Source organism: Arthrobacter sp. (genome assembly GCF_031988865.1).
Classification (GTDB): Bacteria; Actinomycetota; Actinomycetes; order Actinomycetales; family Micrococcaceae; genus Arthrobacter_B.
Map to the genome: position 1 here is coordinate 1 of NZ_DALZXY010000075.1, position 17,927 is coordinate 17,927.

Genomic DNA, 17,927 nt, shown 5'->3' on the forward strand with positions numbered 1-17,927 from the left:
ACACGGTTATGCGCGAGACCGGCCTGCAGTCTGCCCGCCAGATCGGTTCCGCTTTCCTGTCCCCTGACCGGATCACCCGCTCTGCGAAAGAGGAGCACCTTCTGCGCCGTGGAACGCTGAGCGCCAAGCGCTGAGCGGCGGCGCCGACGCCACCAAGTCTCAAGCCAAGAGCCCGGCAGACTCATTGGGTTGCCAACTTTTGCTAAGAACCGCGTTGTGCGTATCGTTTGGGCCGTGTGAACCGCCCAGGAAGGCAACTCGTGAACCGGACCGCAAAAGCTGTCGCAGCAATCGTCGTCGCGTTGGCTCTGGCCGGCTGCACTGGAAGCGCCGCCGACGAGCGCGATACGGAGACGATCACCCTGACGCAGGATGCACTCGCCAACTCGGTCACCCAGGGCGGCCGCGAGATGTATGCAGGGGCGGCCGGTGCTGGAGGACCGGAGCAGAGCGTGCAGATCGAACTCCCCCTCGACCGGAATGGTTTGACCATCTCAGGCCTTTGCTCGGGCGGCGAAGGAACTGCCCTCGTGCGGCTGAATAAGCAGGGCCCGTTCGAATTGCCCTGCAGCAAGGACGGCGAGGAGCAGGAGATCACCCGCTCGTTGCCTTTGCAGGGCATTCGCCTGCTGATCACGGTTCAGGGCGCGCCGGCGAATGTAACCTGGGCCATCGCAGCCGCCAGCTCACCATAATCGAGGACCGGACAAGGGCAAGCACTCATTCGCCGACCGGCCCGGGCCCACTGGGACACCGTGCTGTCGACGGCAAAGTTACGCGGGCCACGGAACGTACTGGCTTCGGCCTTCCCAGGATCCGTGCTCTGACAACGGCCTGAAGCGCAGCGTCGTAAATTCGTGGTGGAAGTCCCGGCGTTCGCGTTCAATCATCGCCTCGGTATGCCGGTGGGCGCCCTCACCGTCGTCGCGGCCAAACACCATCGCCGTCATTGCCCGCGTGCTGGTCCAGATGGAGAACGTTGAAACCGTCCGCGGCAATCGGATGGCCGCCGCGGCGAGTTTTGCTTCGGGATGACCGCGGATCTGGCGCTCGACGGGGCGGCCCCATCGGATGAACCGGGGCAGTTCCGGCAGACGCATGCGGGCCCACGAGCTCGAGCCGGACATGCCACCCCTCGTTCAATCTGCGGCCGAAAGGGTGTCCGGCCAGAAAATCAATCAGCGCTTTCTCATCTTCCCACTCCGCGAAGACCGCGATTCGCCGTAACTGCATCCGGCGCGGGGAGACCACGGGTGCACCCAGCTGCATACCGGCCAGCACTTCAATGTGGCGCAGCCCAGGCGCTTTCGGCGGCCTCAGGAGCCCACCTGTTGCCCTGAACGAAGGGAAGTGGGCGAGGTGGAACGAATACCGGCTCATGAATCTGCGGCGCGCCATGTCATTCATTCGTCGATCCTCACAACGACGGCCGAAGTACGTCAAATAGCATGTCAATCGAGCTCAGAGTCCTCGGATGAGGCAACCTCGGCCTTGATGAATTCGCATTGCGAGTCGGCGTGGACAACACTGGCACCCTACGCCGCGGTGAATCGTAACAGCGGGACATAGGCCGGGACTGGCGATGCGGAGGGTCGCGGACCTGCGCCCAGACCAGGCGAAATCCGATGCCCGAGACGCCGCAATCATTGCCGAAGCCTCCCGGTCCATGCTGCATGCGCTGTACTCCGTGGAACGAGACGATGAAACCCTGACCGAGCTCGGGGTGTTCTGCGGGTTCGATGACGACGTCGCCGGACAAATCACCGCCACCTCCAACCGGATCCCCGGGCTGCTCGCCCAAATCCATCCCTCACTGGAACGGGCATTGGGACCGCACCTGGACCATCCGGCCGTGGCGGGCCTAATTACCCGCTTCCTGACCCCGCAAGCGCTGAAGACGGCCGGCCTCGGACACGTTAGAGCAAAGTTGAAGAAGTATGCGTCGAGAGCCGCCCCTGACCAGCAGAGAGTCGCAGTCGTGGGCATCGGCGCGGCCGACATCGTGCTGCCCAGTCTGCCCGAGCAGCTCATGGCCTTGCGTCGGCAGTCGAGATCGCATCCCAGGTCGAAGCTCTCGTCGAGCCCACCCTCTTTGCGAGATCGTGACGTCTATGCCCGGCATCGGCCTCGAGACCTCCGCACGGTCCTCAACGAAGTCACCGGCAAACAATTCGATCCGCCGCTCATCTGGCTTCCGACGCCGGAATCACCCCGATTACCCGCCGTTCCGGAACCTCGATCCGCTGTGAGCCCCCGAGCCGGCTGGGGATTAAGAAGCTCAACTTGCCTTCTGCCTTTCGGCCTTCGCCGCCCTGCATCACCGCCGTCGATGGCGTATTACAACCGCTAACGCTCCAAGAACAAACGACACAACCAAGCAAGCATTGTCCTCCCAGCCGCCGGTTCTATGTCCTTTCGCGATGCTTCGCGACGCAACACTCTACGAAGACCCCACACCGACGAACCTGCCCTCAGTCGCTTGACGAAAACCATGGGGGCACCCTCCAAGATCCTGAATTTCTGGTTCGTCCTCATATAGAGTCGTGGCAACGTAGCAACAACCGGGAGAGCACTTGAACAGTCTTAACATTGGCGCAAGCCGCATTGAAGCCCTAGCAGAGAAGGCTCGGGAAAGAGGTGCACTCGGAGGCTTCAATCTCGCGTCAGCCCGCAAACAGTTGTCCCAGTTGCTAGCCGCCATCGGAAATACTGCAGAGTTCTCCACCTACACGAAGCACGACATCACACACATCGATTCACTTCTCGAAACCGCGGATTGGCTTATTCCAGAGGAGACCTGGGGCGTGCTGACGGTTGCGGACGCCCTGGTCATAACGCTCTCAATCTACGTTCACGACCTAGGGATGCTCGTTACTAAGGAGGAGTTTGACGCCCGTAGCCAAAGCGAGTTTCCGGCGTTCAGAGACGGGATGTTGGCCGACGAATCGGCTCGCGGCGTTGATTTGAAAGACCGCTTGAATGCCTTCGACTCAGAGGATCAGGAACATTTCCTCTATGAGGAGTTCGTGCGGACACACCACGCCGAGCGTATCGAGTCCTGGATCAACGACACCGGATATGAACGATTCGGTGTGGCAAAGACCACAGTCAACCTGGTCCAAGAAGTACTCGCCGATCTCGATCCGGTCTTGCGAAGCGACATCGCTTTGGTTGCTCGGAGCCACCACCTTGACGACCTCGATGACCGAACAAAGTACCGAGTCGGACGCTCCTACGGAAACGACCGCCAGGACGAGGCAAACCTCCAGTACGCCGCATTGATCCTTCGAACGGCCGACCTCGTTCACATGACTCGTGATCGCACGCCTACGGTTCAATACCTGCTGGCAAGCCCTCGAGATCCAATGGGACAGCGCGAGTGGCGGAAGCAACGGGCAATTCGAGCTGTGAAACCAAAGCCTGAGGCTTCTGGAACCCCGACGTCCATAGAGGTGCACGCCCGCTTTGACGAGCCCGACGGCTACTTCGCTTTGATGGAGTATCTCGACTACTGCGATTCACAGCTTAAGAAGACGCAGCAGTGGGCCGAGGAGGCGAATACGCAGGAGGAAAGGGCAAAGGCGTACAAGTTCCCTTGGACCGATATCGATCGTGAGCAGATCGAGACGGTCAATTTCGTCCGCAAGCACTTCTCGTTCACTTTCGACCAAGAAAAAGTGCTCGAGCTTCTCACCGGCCATACGCTCTACAATGACGCCAGCGTCGCGATCCGCGAGATAACTCAGAACGCTATCGACGCTGTCCGCCTACAAGAGGAAATCCAGCCAGGAAGTCTTGGCTCGGGACCGAATGTGGTCATTGAATACGACCCTGCCTCGCGACTGTTGCGAGTACGCGATAACGGCGTGGGGATGACGCAGGATCGTTTACTGAATCACTTTCTCAAAGTTGGCTCCTCAAGCTACCAGTCGCAAGAGTTTCGCGAAAAGCACCCCGGCTTTGCCTCCATTTCACGCTTCGGCATCGGTGTACTATCCGCATTCATGATCGCGGACGAGATTCGAGTCGCCACGGTGGCCGCGGGGGAACAAGTTGGCAGGGAACTCGTGCTGAAGTCGGTTCATGGCCGGTACTTGATTCGCGACCTCGCACCGAATTCGGAAGTTGCCGCGCGACTCGGAGCGCGAGGAACCGAAATCGAACTGACCCTGAGGGCAAGCTCTGAGTTCGAAGGTTCAATACTCAAGCTACTCCAACGGTGGGTCGTGTTGCCACGTTGCCGCGTGGTTTGTCGGCTTCCCGAAGGCGAAGACATGATCATCGGTTGGGAGTCTCCGCGAGCGGCCCTAGAGGGCATGCTTGCGCCGTCGTTGACAGGCCCGAGAGAGGTGCGCGTCGTGGAGAAGGTCGTTGGCAACGTCAGCGTGGCGATCGCGCAGGTTTGGAACTCATTTTACAAGGAATGGGAAATTCTACGCACGGGTCGCTCTCGTCGTCACGATTCACTTGCCGATGCCGAGATCGCTTGGAGTCTCTCAGAGGGATCCGTGCCGATTGCTGGCGTTAGCATTCAAGGTATTCGCGTCACGGAGGCGCTTCCAGGATGGTCGGACTCCCCCGTAGCCCTCGCAGATGTGAGTGGAGCACAGGCGCCGCGTACCAATGTCGCTCGCACAGACCTGGAAGCCGGTGCGCAACTCGACCACATTATTGAGACGCTGTACGGCTGTTTGGTTGAGACGATCGAGGATCAAATTCCTGAAGTGTCCGCTCGTGTTTCCCAACGCTTGGCTCTGAAGGAGGCGAGGTATCTCTTCTCACAGCTGGCTAGTAGCGAGAGAGGACCCGCATACGCCCGCCCCCGGTCCATGCAAAAGGTGCTGTGGCGCGCGCCAGTACACCCTGTCGAGCAGGATTCCGTCCTTGAGGCGCGTTCTGCGGCGGAGTTGCAGCGGACAGGCTTCAGCGTGCTAGTTGGACCGGCAGCAGATGATGCGGCGCGGTTCATGGATTGGCTGCCTCAACCAAAGGGAATGATGGCACTGCTTCGCGACGGCGGCTTGCTAGCGGACGTTGAGGAAAACCCGTTGCCGCTGCTGGGTGGGCAGGATGCATTGTTTGGATTCGGACAGCTGCTCTGGGACGGATTCGAACCCGCGACCATCAGGTCCCTCGAGCGTGGACGTAGCGTCCTTCTAGATTTTCGTCCCTCATCAGGCTCCTGGAAAAGCGAGCCCTACACTCGGGAATTCGCATCGACGGTGAACCAGCTCATGGAGATCACGGGACGTCTGAGGTTTGGAAGCCGCAGCCGCCACGCGAACAGATACTGCGTCGATGCGGACATCAGGATCGCAGACCTTCCTCACGACGCCGAAATCTTGTTCATCGGCAGCCAGCGCTTGTTCGGTCCCAAGTCGACGTTCTCGGCTCTGTTCCGCCAAATCGACGAGGCTGAAGATTCTGAAGCGACGAAGGGGGCATCTTTCGCCGCGTTGTTCACGATCGCTTCCCGGGTGCCGCCTTCGAAGGTTGGTCTAGTGGAGGGCGAATTCGAGGAGTTCGCCAACGCTATGGACAGCTGGCTGACAGCGCCCGAGCAAGAAGGCCTGATCGAGCAGAAGGCGCTTCGCCGTCTGCTGACCCTTGTCGATGAGCTGCCAGTGTGGTCGACAACCACGGCATGGCAGCGCCGCGGCGACGTGTAGGGCAGTGGGGTGGCGCGCGCAGCGCCTCCCCACGTTCTGTACAGGACGAGGCTGGAGTCACCGCTGTTCCTGTCCAAGAGGAGACGTCGGATGCACCGCCCCACTGGGCAAGCATCCGTCCCTGCTGACGCCCGTGCAGGGCTTTTGAATTATCGTGGCGGCCGCCAACGAGTCCACCAAACGGTCACGATCGTCGGGTGTTGCGGGACCAGCTCGCCGCCCGCTTACGTCACACGCTGAACGGAAAGCGACTAATCGTTAATTCGGGGCTCCGATACGTTCCGTCACGAAGAAGCGTCTCCTGCATTCGTACGCCCCTCGCCGGACCGCTCGCTGGAGTCGACGAGTGATAGCGGAGGAGGAGTACGCGGACATGGAATCACGGCCCTGCCCCTTGCCCGGAGCTTAGCTAGCCAGAAAGCGGTACTCGGACACCCGGGAGATGGCGAGCATCTTTCCGATGCAGCGGTTGTACCCCTGCACGATAAAGAAAAGCCCGGAACGCCACAGCATTCCGAGCCTTTCTCACGACCTAGACCGAACAGGCCTTATACGTTAAAGCGGAACTCCACCACGTCGCCGTCGGCCATAACGTAGTCCTTGCCCTCGATCCGGACCTTGCCGCGGGACTTGGCCTCGGCCATGGAACCGGCCTCGGCGAGGTCGTCGAAGGAGACAACCTCGGCCTTGATGAAGCCGCGCTGGAAGTCGGTGTGGATGACGCCGGCAGCCTGCGGGGCGGTGTCGCCCTTACGGATGGTCCAGGCGCGGGTTTCCTTGGGGCCGGCGGTCAGGTAGGTCTGCAGGCCAAGGGTGTGGAAGCCAACACGGGCGAGCTTGTCCAGGCCGGATTCGTCCTGGCCGCTCATCTCCAGCATTTCGCGGGCTTCTTCTTCGTCCAGCTCCACCAGGTCGGCTTCGAGCTTGGCGTCCAGGAAGATGGCGTCGGCCGGTGCCACCAGGGCGCGCAGCTCCTCCTGGCGGGCCGGGTTGCCGAGGACGGCGTCGTCGACGTTGAAGACGTAGATGAAGGGCTTGGCGGTGAGCAGGCTCAGCTCGCGCAGGTGCTCCATGTCCAGCTTGTCGCTCTCCACGGACGCGAAGATCGTGTCGCCGCGCTCCAGCACGGCCTGTGCGGCCTGCATGGCAGCCAGCTGAGCGGCGTCGCGCTTCTTGATCTTCACTTCCTTCTCCACGCGCGGGATGGCCTTCTCCAGGGTCTGGAGGTCCGCGAGGATCAGTTCGGTGTTGATGGTCTCCATGTCCGAGCTCGGATCAACCTTGCCATCAACATGGACGACGTCGGGATCATCGAAGACGCGGATAACCTGGGCGATGGCCTCGGCTTCGCGGATGTTGGCGAGGAACTGGTTGCCCAGGCCTTCACCCTCGGAGGCGCCCTTCACGATGCCGGCGATGTCCACGAAGGACACGGTGGCCGGCAGGATGCGCGCGGAGCCGAAGATCTCGGCCAGCTTGGCCAGCCGCGGATCCGGCAGGGAGACGACGCCGACGTTCGGTTCGATCGTCGCGAACGGATAGTTCGCCGCGAGCACGTTGTTCCGGGTCAGCGCGTTGAACAGGGTTGATTTGCCGACGTTGGGCAGGCCGACGATGCCAATAGTAAGAGCCACGGTAGTCAATGCTACCGGGGCGCCCCGCTGGAGCCGAACTGGAACCGGCGGAGCCCCTGTGCCGGCGGGCCCCGGCGGCGTTAGGAACCGGAGCGGCGGCCGCCCAAACCGCGTGAGGTATCCCCCATGGCCTTGAGCGTGGCCCGGATTTCCTTGGGCAGGGAGAAGATGATGTCCTCCTGCGCAGTGACCACCTCTTCGACGTCGCCGTAGCCGTAATCCGCCAACAGGTTCAGGACATCCTGGACCAGGTTTTCCGGAACGGAGGCGCCGGAAGTCACGCCCACGGTGGCCACACCCTCAAACCAGGACTCGTCAATCTCGTTGGCGAAGTCCACGCGGTGGGAGGCCTTGGCCCCGTACTCCAGCGCGACCTCGACCAGCCGCACGGAGTTGGACGAGTTTGCCGAGCCGACCACGATCACCAGATCCGCGTCGGGGGCGATCTTCTTGATCGCGGCCTGCCGGTTGGAGGTGGCGTAGCAGATGTCGTCGCTGGGCGGGTCCTGCAGGGTGGGGAACCGCTTACGCAGCAGATTCACCGTGTGCATGGCTTCATCCACGCTCAGCGTCGTCTGGGACAGCCAGATGACCTTCTCCGGATCACGGACCACAACCTTGTCCACGTCTTCGGGACCGTTCACGATCTGCGTGTGTTCGGGGGCCTCGCCGTAAGTGCCTTCAACTTCCTCGTGGCCCTCGTGGCCAATCAGCAGGATGTCAAAGTCGTCGCGGGCAAACCGCACTGCTTCCTTGTGGACCTTGGTCACCAGCGGGCAGGTGGCATCAATGGTCTGCAGGTTCCGGTCCTTCGCGGACTGCACGACGGCGGGAGAGACGCCGTGCGCGGAAAAGATCAGCCGTGCGCCTTCCGGAACCTCGTCGGTTTCGTCGACGAAGATGGCACCCTTTTCCTCCAACGTGTGAACCACGTGCAGGTTGTGGACAATCTGTTTGCGGACGTAGATGGGCGGCCCGTAGGCCTCCAGCGCCTTTTCCACGGCGATGACCGCGCGGTCGACGCCCGCGCAGTAGCCGCGGGGCGCGGCGAGAAGAACCCGGCGCGGGGCGTTCACAGGAGCAGCCGCGGCAATCTCTTCGGGGCTGCGGCGGCGGCGTGGCACGGTGGGCATCGGCACGGAAACGGCAGTGCTGGTCATACCACCATGCTAGCCGGTGCCCTGCCGGACCCGGCCCCGGAGCCCGGCAGTCCGCTGTTAGCGCACCCGGCGCCGGTTGCCGGCAGCAAACCGGAAGACCAACCCGGCCACACACAGAACCGCTGCGCCGAGCATCAGCGGGATGAGCCAGGCCTGGAACGCCGCGGCCGCCTCGGGTGCCAGGGCGGTGATGAAGGAGGAAGCCACCGGGTTAGACGGCGCCTGCCGCTCGGCCACGGCGGGCACCACCCCGGCCAGCAGCCACAGGGCCGCCCCAACGCCCACTGCACCGGCACCGATCAGGGCCAGCGTCGTCGAGCGGCGGCGGGCCACCAGCAGACCGAGCAATGCGGCAAGGACGGCCGCGGCGGCAAACATCGGCCACGCGTCCGCGAACCGGGTCAGGCCTGCCAGCTGTTCACTCGCGTCAGCGCTGGAGAGCGCGATCGGGCGGGATCCGGCATCCGGAACGTCAGTGCCGGTTTTCTCAGCCACTCCGGCGCCCACCAAGTTCAGCAGCGGACCCAGGTCCAGTGTGGGCATGCCCGAGTCGAACGTGGCAGTGTGTGACTGCTCCAGTGTCTGGGTCCAGGCCCCGGGATACCCGGGATCCTGCTGAATGCCTGAAACCACCTCCTGGACGACCGGTTCAATGAACTGCGCGATGACGTCCGGCAGGCCGGAGGACGCACCAGCTTGTTCCGCGACCGCTGCCGAAAGCTCCGATTGGAAGGCCTGGTTCTCCCCCAGTGGCTGGGCCAGCCTGGCGAACCCCTCGGCGGACACCACGTTCTGCGCCAGCCAGGCGCCGCACGCCGCCGTTCCGGCCAGGAGCACCGCGGCCAGTACCAGAATCGCCGAACCAAAACTTCGCATCTGTCTCCACTCATCGAACGCAGGCAACCCGTTGGCGCCCTGTAAGGAATTCTGCCAAACCCCGGTGCCGCATCCACCATCCCGGTGGTCCCTGCGCGCCGTGTCCGAAGTACCTGATAAACATTAACCGTGGACCAGTACCGCCCCGGACACCGGCCAGCAGATGAACCATCAGGAGCTCGAATGCAGGATGACACAGGACCCCAGGGCCCTGGCGAAGCGGACGCCGGGACCGTGCTGGCCCCCACGGCAGCCCTCACGTCGCCGGAAAATCCCTGGCCGCTGGCACTGCTGTCGAAGAACCTGAAGGCCTACATCGACCGGGCACCCGCGGCCTGGGTCGAGGGCCAGATCATCGAGCTGAACCGCCGGGCCAACGCATCGTACATCACGCTGCGCGACGTCGACGCTGAGATTTCCCTGTCCCTGACAGTGTGGGGGACGGTCATGAACCGGCTGGAACTTCCGCTGGAACGCGGTGCCCGCGTCGTCGCGCACATCAAGCCGGATTTCTGGGTCAAGACCGGCCGCCTGTCCATGCAGACCAGGGACATCCGCCCGGTAGGCCTGGGCGATCTGCTGGCCCGGATCGAGCGGCTCCGCCAGGCGCTGGCCGCTGAAGGCCTGTTCAGCGCCGCCCGCAAGCAGCGCCTGCCGCTCCTGCCCGGCCGGATCGGGCTCATCACCGGGCGCAACTCCGACGCCATGAAGGACGTGATGCGCAATGCCGCCCTGCGCTGGCCGGCCGTGGAATTCGAGGTCCGCGAAGTCGCTGTGCAGGGCGTTAACGCCGTCGCCGAAGTCACCCGGGCACTGGCTGCCCTGGATGCCATGCCGGAGGTCGACGTGATCGTGATTGCCCGCGGCGGCGGATCCATGGAGGATCTGCTGCCCTTCAGCAATGAGGAACTGGTCCGGGCCGTGGCTGCCGCGCAAACCCCCGTGGTCAGCGCGATTGGGCACGAAGCTGACCGCCCGCTGCTGGATGAGGTTGCCGACCTGCGTGCCTCCACCCCCACCGATGCGGCTAAGCGGATCGTGCCCGACGTCGGCGAGGAGCTGGCGCGCATCGGCACCGCCCGTTCGCAGCTGCGCCGGATCATGGAACTGATGCTGGGACGCGAATCCGAGCGGCTGCGGCACATCCGCAGCCGCCCGGTGCTGTCCGCGCCGGAGACCATGCTCGCCACCCGCGGTGAGGACATCGGCAGGCTCCGGGACCGGGCGTTCTCCGCCATGCGCGCCGAGGTCCGGCGCGACGCCGATCGGATCACCCACCTGCGGGCGCAGGTCCTGGCCCTCTCGCCGCAGAAAACCCTGGACCGCGGCTACGCCGTTGTGCAGCTTGCAGACGGGTCCGTGGTCCGCGAAGCCGCCGCCGTCGAATCCGGGGCGCTGCTGCGCCTCCGGGTCGCTGCCGGGGAGCTCGGTGCCACAGCGACCGGACCGCAGTAGGCCCTCCCCTTTTTTCGACAGACTTCCCAACCGTTTAGCACTCAGGAGAACAGCATGAACGAAACAGCAGCGCTTCCGGCCGACGTAGAGGCCATGAACTACGAACAGGCACGCGACGAACTGGTGTCCGTGGTGACCAGGCTCGAAGCGGGCGGCGCCAGCCTCGAGGAGTCCCTGGCCCTTTGGGAGCGCGGCGAGGCGCTGGCGACCCGCTGCGAGTCCTGGCTTGAAGGTGCCCGCAAGCGCCTGGACGCCGCACGCGAAGCCCGGGAAGCCCGCGGCGACGCCTAGGCTGGAAGAGCACCTTGTTCCTGCACCCTTAGGGCTTATAGGTGCTGAGGAACTCTGCCAGCCTCGACACGGCGTCGTCGATGTCCTCAACCGAAGGCAGCGTCACCATCCGGAAGTGGTCCGGACGGATCCAGTTGAACGCTGTTCCGTGCGAGACCAGGATCTTCTGCTGCTTGAGCAGGTCCAGCGCGAAAGTTTCGTCGGACTTGATCGGGTAGGCCTCGGGGTCCAGCTTCGGGAACAGGTAGAGCGCGCCCTCGGCAATCTCGCAGCTGACGCCGGGGATGTCATTGAGCATTTTGTGGGCCAGGTCTCGCTGGGCCTTCAGCCGGCCGCCTGGCAGGATCAGGTCATTGATGCTTTGGTGACCACCCAGCGCCGTCTGGATCGCGTGCTGCGCGGGAACGTTCGCGCACAGGCGCATGTTGGCCAGCAGGTTGATGCCCTCGATGTAGTCGGCGGCGTCCCGCTTCGGACCGGAGATGGTCATCCAGCCGCTGCGGAACCCGGCGATGCGGTACGCCTTGGAGAGGCCGCTGAACGTCAGGCAGAGCACGTCCTCGCCGGTGATCGAGGCCGCGTTGACGTGCACGGCGCCGTCGTACAGGATCTTTTCGTAGATCTCGTCGGCGAAGATAATCAGCCCGTGCTTCCGGGCCAGGTCCACGATCTGCCGCAGGATGTAGTCCGGGTAGACGGCACCGGTGGGGTTGTTCGGGTTGATGAGCACGATCCCCTTGGTCCGGTTCGTGATCCGGGCCTCCATGTCCTCGACATCCGGCCACCAGTGGTTGTCCTCGTCGCAGAGGTAGTGCACGGCTGTGCCGCCGGCCAGTGAGACGGATGCTGTCCAGAGTGGGTAGTCCGGGGTCGGGACCAGGATTTCGTCGCCGTTATCCAGCAGGGCCTGCAGCGACATGGTGATCAGCTCACTCACGCCGTTGCCGAGATAGACGTCATCAACGTCGATGTTGTGGATCCCGCGGCCCTGGTAGTACTGCACCACTGCGGTGCGGGCCGAGAAGATGCCGCGTGAATCGCTGTAGCCCTGGGCCGTTGGCAGATGGCGGATCATGTCCACCAGGATCGCTTCCGGCGCCTCGAAGCCGAACGGCGCCGGGTTGCCGATGTTCAGCTTGAGGATCCGCTGGCCTGCGGCTTCCATTCGCTGCGCGTGTTCGAGCAGCGGTCCCCGGATGTCGTAGAGGACGTTGTGGAGCTTTTGCGACTGGGTGAATTCTGCCATCTATTCAGAATGCCATAACGGGCGGCTCGGCCCTGTCCGCCACGTCACCGAGAGACAGGTACGGCTCGTATGAGGCGTAATACGAGCCGTAGCTGTCCGCTCCACGGGGTGGGAGCGGGTGAGGTGCGGAGGCCGCTAGGCCAGGCCCTTTTCCTTCAGCCAGGCCTCGGCTGCAGTCTTCGGATCCTGTTTCTGGTCCCCGGAGACGGCCTGGTTCAGGGAGATCAGGTCCTCGGTGGTCAGCACGGCGGAGACGCTGTTCAGCACGTCCTGCGCTTCGGAGCTCACGGCGTCGAGGTTGACCAGCGGCACCACCTGCTGCGCAATGAAGTTGTTCTTCGGGTCCTCCAAGACAACCAGGCTGTTTTCCTCAATCGAGGGCGTCGTGGTGTAGATGTCCGCAGCCTGGACCTTATCCGTCAGCAGCGCCTGCAGCGTGGCTTCGCCGCCGCCGTCGTTGATCGCTTCGAAGCCTGCCGGCTCACACCCGTACTTCTCCGCGAGCCCGGGCAGGCCGTAGGCCCGTTCCTGGAACGTGGTGGGGGCGCCGATGGTGATTTCGCCGCAGACCTTGGCCAGGTCCTCGAGCGAGGTGAGGTCGAACTTCTCCGCGGTGGCCTGCGTAACCACCAGGGCGTCCTTGCTTTCAGCCGCGGCCGGCTCGAGGACGGCGATGTTGCTGTCCGGGGATTCCGCTTCCAGCGCTGCCGGCAGCGCATCCATGATCTCCTCCGCGGACTGCGCGGTGGCTTCCGTGTCAGCGAACAGCAGCAGGTTTCCGCTGTAGTCCGGGATGACCTGGACCGATCCGTCTTCCAGCGCCTTGTAATAGATCTCGCGGGAGCCGATGCCCGGCTTGGTGCTGGCCTCGATGCCCTTGGCATTCAGGGCTCCGGCGTAGATTTCCGCGATGATCTGCGACTCGGGGAAGTCGGCGGATCCGATGACCAGCGTCTCGGTTCCGTTCGATCCGGTCGGCGCCGAACTGGACTCCACGCTCTGCGGGTCCGAGTTCGCTCCGCAGGATGCCAGCACCAGGGCGGCAGCCAGGCCTGCGGCACCGGTCAGGACGGCCTTGGTGCGCGGTCGGGTAGATGTGCTCATGATGTGCTTCCTCCTTGGAGACCGGCGGGCTGGGCCTGCCGGGGGCTTTGGACAGCCGGTTTCCGGGCACTGCGGTTCCGCAGGCCCGGTGACAATACAAGGCGCTGGACGGCTGCCAGCACCAAATCAACAGCGAGGGCCAGCAGCGCAATCAGCAGCGCACCGCCGAAGAGCCGTCCGTTGTCCCGCAGTTGGGTTCCTTCGATCAGATACACGCCGAGCCCGCCCAGGGAGATGAACGCGACGACGGAGACGGTGGCCAGGACCTGCAGGACAGCCGCCCGGAAACCGCCGAAGGCGACCTTCAATCCGTTCGGCAGTTCGACCCGGAAGAGAATCTGGAGTTCATTCATTCCCATGGCCCGCGCCGCGTCCACGATCGTGGGGTCCACCGAGGAAATCCCCGCATAGACGCCGGCGAGCAGCGGTGGCATGGCCAGCAGGACCAGTGCCCAGATGGGCGGCATAAGCCCGATTCCGGCAAGGAGGACAAAGAGGAACACCAGGCCAAGGGTGGGAAGGGCGCGCAGAATGCCGGTACCGGAAACAACGACGACGCGTCCCCGCCCGGTGTGCCCGATGTACAGGCCCAGCGGCACGGCGATCACAGCGGCGATTCCGACGGCGAGCGCCGTGTACCCGAGGTGCTCGACGATCCGGGTGGGGATCCCCCCGTGCAGCGCCCAGTTGGGCGGGTAGGTGAGCCATTCGAACATCTGGACCAGGACGTTCTCGCTTGAGTACTCCATCAGGCACCCGCCGTCGTGGCTTCAAGCGTGGTGGCAGGCAGCTGCGGTGCGCTCCGTTTGGCGGCGCGGGTCCAGGGCGTGAGCAGCCGCTGGCACAGGACCAGCAGCAGGTCCAGCACCAGCGCAAGGAGCAGGATCAGCACGATCCCGATCACGATCTCAGTGGGGAAGTTCCGGTAAAGCCCGTCCATAAACAGCCGCCCAAGGCTCTCAATCCCCAGCAGCGCGCCAACGCTCACCAGCGACATGTTGGATACCGAGATCACCCGCAGGCCGGCGAAAAGCACGGGCAGGGACAGCGGGAGGTCGACGGCGAAGAACCGGCGCAGCGGCCGGTAGCCCATCGCGGTCGCCGCCTGCCGGACGTCGTCGTCCACCGAGTTCAGCGCATCCACGGTGGAGCGGACCAGCAGGGCGACGGCGTAGATGGTCAGGGCAACGATCACGTTGGTGATATCCAGGACCCGGGTGCCCAGGACCACGGGCAGCAGGACGAACAGTGCCAGCGACGGAATCGTATACATCACCGCGGAGGCGCCTAGGATGAACCCTCCAAGACCGCGGTGCAGCCTGGCAAGCTGGGCCAGCGGAATGGCGATAAGGACGCCCAGGACCAGCGGCACCACGGCCTGGAACAGGTGCAGCGCCGTGAGGCGGCTGATCAGCTCCGTGTTGTCCAGGAACCAGTCCATGCTCAGACCGCCGTGCCGTGAAGGGCCATGCCGCGGCGCAGCCGGGCCTTTTCGATCAGTTCGAGGATTTCTCCGGCTTGGACGATTCCGGTGACCCGGCCTTCGGAATCAACAACGACACCCATGCCCGAGGGTGAGGACAGCGCTGCGTCGAGCGCGCTGCGCAGGCTCTCGCCCTGCCGGTGCAGTGAGCCTCCAGGTACCACGTCGGCCGGTGACGTTGTGGCGGCGCGTCCGGAGCCCGGCACCCAGCCCAGGGGCCGGCCGCCGTCGTCCACCGCCAGCGCCCAGCCGCCGGTGACCGGCACGGCCGGATCTGCCAGCTGGGCGGGGTCCAGGGTCTGGACGGAATGAACCGGAACGCTGTTGCCGGGTTGGAAGCCCAGATGGCGGAACCCGCGGTCCTTGCCCACAAAGCCGGCCACGAAGTCATCGACGGGCGCGCGGAGGATACCCTCCGGCGAGTCGTACTGGGCCAGCCGCCCGCCGACGGCGAAGACCGCCACCTTGTCGCCGAGGATCGTTGCTTCGTCGATGTCATGGGTGACGAACACGATGGTCTTGCCCAGGTCCCGCTGCAGGCGCAGCAGTTCCTGCTGCAGTTCAGCCCGCACCACGGGGTCCACGGCGCTGAACGGCTCATCCATCAGCAGCACCGGCGGGTCAGCTGCCAGTGCCCGGGCGACGCCGACGCGCTGCTGCTGGCCGCCGGAGAGCTGGGCGGGATACCGCTTACCCATCCCTGCGGCCAGCCCAACGACGTCGAGCAGTTCCTCCGCGCGGGCGCGGGCCTCCCGCTTGGGGACTCCGTTCAGCCGCGGAACCGTGGCGACGTTGTCGATGACAGTCCGGTGCGGGAGCAGCCCGGAGGACTGCATCACGTAGCCCATGGAACGGCGCAGGTCGGAGGAGGGGATCTCCGCTGCGTCCCGGCCGCCCACCTGGATGGTCCCCGATGTTGGTTCGACCATCCGGTTGATCATGCGCAGAGACGTGGTCTTCCCGCAGCCGGAAGGGCCGACGAAGACGGTGATGGCCCCCTTGTCGATGTCGAGGGAGAGGTTTTCGACCGCGGGCGATTCCGAGTCCGGGTAGGACTTGGTGACGCCGCGGAAACTAATCATGGGCTCGGCTGTATCCGGCCGGGGCGTGGGGCCATCCGGAAGGGACATGGCAGCCTCCGTGGTTTGGGGTTTCGACTGGTGCACATACGGCGGGAAATCGGCAGCATGCTGACAAGCCGTGGAATTACGCTATGTGCAACCGCGGCCGTTAGTCCAGCGCTACACAGTGTTACGCCCGTGGCGTAGAGGCGCGGTGCCCTCCTGCGGAGCTGTCCGCAGGAGCTCCAGGGCGGCGTCCACCAGTCCCACACGTTCCAGCCCAGCCACTTCGGCGAGTGGGAACCAGGCCGCCTCATCCGTACTTCCGGCCTGTTCGCTGACCAGCGATCCCCCGGTAATGCTGGCCCGGTAGATCACGCGGAGGGCGTGGAGCATCCGCCCTTCACCGTGGAGCCGTTTCTCCGGCGGAATGAAGTGGCTGTCCACCCCCAGCAGCCCGTCCAGTTCGACGGTGTAGCCGGTTTCCTCCCGCACCTCCCGGACGGCGGCCGTGGGTGCGTCCTCGCCGAATTCGAGCCCGCCTCCCGGCAGGGTCCACGCTGAGTGTCCGTGCTGGTGCCAGTGGGCCAGCAGGATCTGCCCGTCCTGAATAACGACGGCGTAGGCACCAACGCGGACGTCGAACGGCCGGCTCGCCCCGCTCATGCGGCACCGCTTCCGAGCAGGTACCGCACACCGAAAACCGGGTCCTGGGTGAGGAAACGGATATCGGCGAGCCCACGGGCGGACAGCCCAGCGGCGAGCAGCTCCTGCAGCAGGGGCTGGTGGACCCCGATTCCACCGCCAATCACGACCGGTCCCCTGATCCCCAGCTGGGCGGCGACGTCGCCCACCAGTCCGGCGAGGTCCCGTGCGGCCGTCGCGACGATGCTGCGGCTGGGTCCGTGGCCTTCCTGCGCTGCTTCGAACACCACGCGTGCCATCGACGCCCAGTAACGCCGGCCGGTATCGCTGTGGAACCGCGCGATCAGTGTCTCCGGGGCGTCCACTCCGACGGCGAGCATCAGCTCGGCTGCGAGCCGGTCGGGTTCCTGGCCAAGGTCATGCAGGCGCAGGGTGTGGCGGACGGCTTCGCGGCCGATCCAGTAGGCGCTGCCTTCATCACCGAGCAGGTATCCCCATCCCCCGGAACGCGCCTGCACGCCGGCACCGTCCATGCCCCAGGCCACGGACCCTGTGCCCGCGATCAGCCCGATGCCCGCCGGCGCTTCGCCGGCGGCCAGGATGAGCCGGGTGTCGTGCACCACGCTCACTTCCGCGGACGGCACGTGCTCGAGGATCAGGGACTGCAGGGCAGCAGCATCTGCCGGGGTATCCACTCCCCCGGACCCCGCCACGACCCGGGATATGTCTGCGGAGCCAAGGGCAGCGAAAATCTCTGCCAGGTTATGGCGCGCCTGCTCGCGTGAAACATTCTGGACGTTGGCGCTGCCGCTCACCGCCTCAGCTACCACGTCGCTGCCCTGCAGCCGGATGCCGTGCGTTTTGGTTCCGCCGATGTCCAGGCCGATGGCAGTTCTCTCAACCGGCGATCCGGGGTTGGGGCTCAGTTCCATTGCTCCAGCCTACGCAGCCGGTGCACCGGCCCGGATATTGGCGGGTCTTTTTGGGTGGACGGCAGTCTTTTTGGGCCTGCGACGGGCTTGTGGGTGTGCGCCGGTCTTTTTGGATGTGCCGGCGAATCCCGGGCGCGCAGGCCCGGGCTACCGGAGACCGGGCTACCGGAGATCCGGTCCGGGCTCCGCAACAGCCCGCGCCAGAAGTTTGCCAGCGGCCGCCAGCCGGGCCAGGGCGTTCTCGGTGCGGCTCAGCCTGCCTGCCCGTGCCCCGGCGACCAGGCTCAGTGCGACGCCGGCCGCCCGGGCGTTCAGGGCAGCCGGCGAGCTCCCGCCCTGCACGGCGGCACGCTCAAACGCGGGCCCGAACA

Annotated in this window: 16 protein-coding genes and 1 pseudogene; 5 read left to right on the top strand and 12 right to left on the bottom strand. The window is 64.7% G+C overall.

Features of this window, described 5'->3' with window-relative positions; genetic code table 11:
• Positions 1 to 260 precede the first annotated feature (260 nt).
• A complete protein-coding gene (locus tag RTN46_RS12900) occupies positions 261 to 695 on the top strand; it encodes a hypothetical protein (RefSeq protein WP_312181932.1) in 435 nt (144 codons plus the stop codon).
• Between the two features lie 78 nt (positions 696 to 773).
• Here the strand turns inward: RTN46_RS12900 and RTN46_RS12905 are convergent, their stop codons facing one another.
• Positions 774 to 1,127 (bottom strand): hypothetical protein, encoded by a 354-nt coding sequence (locus RTN46_RS12905; RefSeq protein WP_312181933.1) that lies wholly within the window; start codon positions 1,125 to 1,127, stop codon positions 774 to 776.
• A 455-nt stretch (positions 1,128 to 1,582) separates the two neighbouring features.
• Here RTN46_RS12905 and RTN46_RS12910 point away from each other — a divergent pair, with 455 nt between their 5' ends.
• Both RTN46_RS12910 and RTN46_RS12915 read left to right on the top strand, forming a co-directional pair.
• Positions 1,583 to 2,350 (top strand): transposase, encoded by a 768-nt coding sequence (locus RTN46_RS12910; RefSeq protein WP_312181934.1) that lies wholly within the window; start codon positions 1,583 to 1,585, stop codon positions 2,348 to 2,350.
• Positions 2,351 to 2,573: 223 nt separating this feature from the next.
• Positions 2,574 to 5,669, top strand: a complete 3,096-nt coding sequence (locus tag RTN46_RS12915) for an ATP-binding protein (protein ID WP_312181935.1) — start codon at positions 2,574 to 2,576, stop codon at positions 5,667 to 5,669.
• A 548-nt stretch (positions 5,670 to 6,217) separates the two neighbouring features.
• Here the strand turns inward: RTN46_RS12915 and ychF are convergent.
• The 3 genes from ychF to RTN46_RS12930 all read right to left on the bottom strand — a co-directional run bounded on the left by ychF (position 6,218) and on the right by RTN46_RS12930 (position 9,339).
• A complete protein-coding gene (ychF, locus tag RTN46_RS12920) occupies positions 6,218 to 7,303 on the bottom strand; it encodes a redox-regulated ATPase YchF (protein ID WP_312181936.1) in 1,086 nt (361 codons plus the stop codon).
• An 80-nt stretch (positions 7,304 to 7,383) separates the two neighbouring features.
• On the bottom strand, positions 7,384 to 8,463 hold the full coding sequence (locus tag RTN46_RS12925) for a 4-hydroxy-3-methylbut-2-enyl diphosphate reductase (protein ID WP_312181937.1): 1,080 nt from the start codon (positions 8,461 to 8,463) through the stop codon (positions 7,384 to 7,386).
• Between the two features lie 57 nt (positions 8,464 to 8,520).
• Complete coding sequence (locus tag RTN46_RS12930; protein ID WP_312181939.1) at positions 8,521 to 9,339, bottom strand: hypothetical protein; 819 nt, start codon at positions 9,337 to 9,339, stop codon at positions 8,521 to 8,523.
• Between the two features lie 183 nt (positions 9,340 to 9,522).
• On the opposite strand from RTN46_RS12930, the gene xseA reads away from it, so the two are divergent.
• A complete protein-coding gene (gene xseA, locus RTN46_RS12935) occupies positions 9,523 to 10,794 on the top strand; it encodes an exodeoxyribonuclease VII large subunit (RefSeq protein WP_312181941.1) in 1,272 nt (423 codons plus the stop codon).
• A 54-nt stretch (positions 10,795 to 10,848) separates the two neighbouring features.
• Positions 10,849 to 11,085, top strand: a complete 237-nt coding sequence (locus RTN46_RS12940; RefSeq protein WP_312181942.1) for an exodeoxyribonuclease VII small subunit — start codon at positions 10,849 to 10,851, stop codon at positions 11,083 to 11,085.
• A 28-nt stretch (positions 11,086 to 11,113) separates the two neighbouring features.
• On the opposite strand, the gene RTN46_RS12945 is transcribed toward RTN46_RS12940, so the two are convergent.
• The 8 genes and pseudogenes from RTN46_RS12945 to RTN46_RS12980 form a co-directional block, all read right to left on the bottom strand.
• Positions 11,114 to 12,331 (bottom strand): pyridoxal phosphate-dependent aminotransferase, encoded by a 1,218-nt coding sequence (locus RTN46_RS12945; RefSeq protein ID WP_312181943.1) that lies wholly within the window; start codon positions 12,329 to 12,331, stop codon positions 11,114 to 11,116.
• A 135-nt stretch (positions 12,332 to 12,466) separates the two neighbouring features.
• Complete coding sequence (locus tag RTN46_RS12950; protein ID WP_312181945.1) at positions 12,467 to 13,435, bottom strand: ABC transporter substrate-binding protein; 969 nt, start codon at positions 13,433 to 13,435, stop codon at positions 12,467 to 12,469.
• Complete coding sequence (locus tag RTN46_RS12955; protein ID WP_396157734.1) at positions 13,432 to 14,184, bottom strand: ABC transporter permease; 753 nt, start codon at positions 14,182 to 14,184, stop codon at positions 13,432 to 13,434. Before RTN46_RS12955 ends, RTN46_RS12950 begins: the two co-directional genes overlap by 4 nt.
• Positions 14,184 to 14,876, bottom strand: coding sequence for an ABC transporter permease subunit (locus tag RTN46_RS12960; RefSeq protein ID WP_312181947.1), 693 nt, complete (start codon positions 14,874 to 14,876; stop codon positions 14,184 to 14,186). Before RTN46_RS12960 ends, RTN46_RS12955 begins: the two co-directional genes overlap by 1 nt.
• A gap of 2 nt (positions 14,877 to 14,878) precedes the next feature.
• On the bottom strand, positions 14,879 to 16,048 hold the full coding sequence (locus RTN46_RS12965; RefSeq protein WP_396157736.1) for an ABC transporter ATP-binding protein: 1,170 nt from the start codon (positions 16,046 to 16,048) through the stop codon (positions 14,879 to 14,881).
• 111 nt (positions 16,049 to 16,159) lie between these two features.
• Positions 16,160 to 16,645 carry an NUDIX hydrolase gene (locus RTN46_RS12970; protein ID WP_312181948.1) on the bottom strand — a complete coding sequence of 162 codons (486 nt, stop codon included), beginning with the start codon at positions 16,643 to 16,645 and terminating at the stop codon, positions 16,160 to 16,162.
• Positions 16,642 to 17,556, bottom strand: a complete 915-nt coding sequence (locus RTN46_RS12975; protein WP_312181950.1) for a BadF/BadG/BcrA/BcrD ATPase family protein — start codon at positions 17,554 to 17,556, stop codon at positions 16,642 to 16,644. The genes RTN46_RS12970 and RTN46_RS12975 overlap by 4 nt, the downstream gene beginning before the upstream one ends.
• Positions 17,557 to 17,718: 162 nt before the next feature.
• Positions 17,719 to 17,927: pseudogene (locus tag RTN46_RS12980) on the bottom strand (hypothetical protein); the annotation flags it as partial.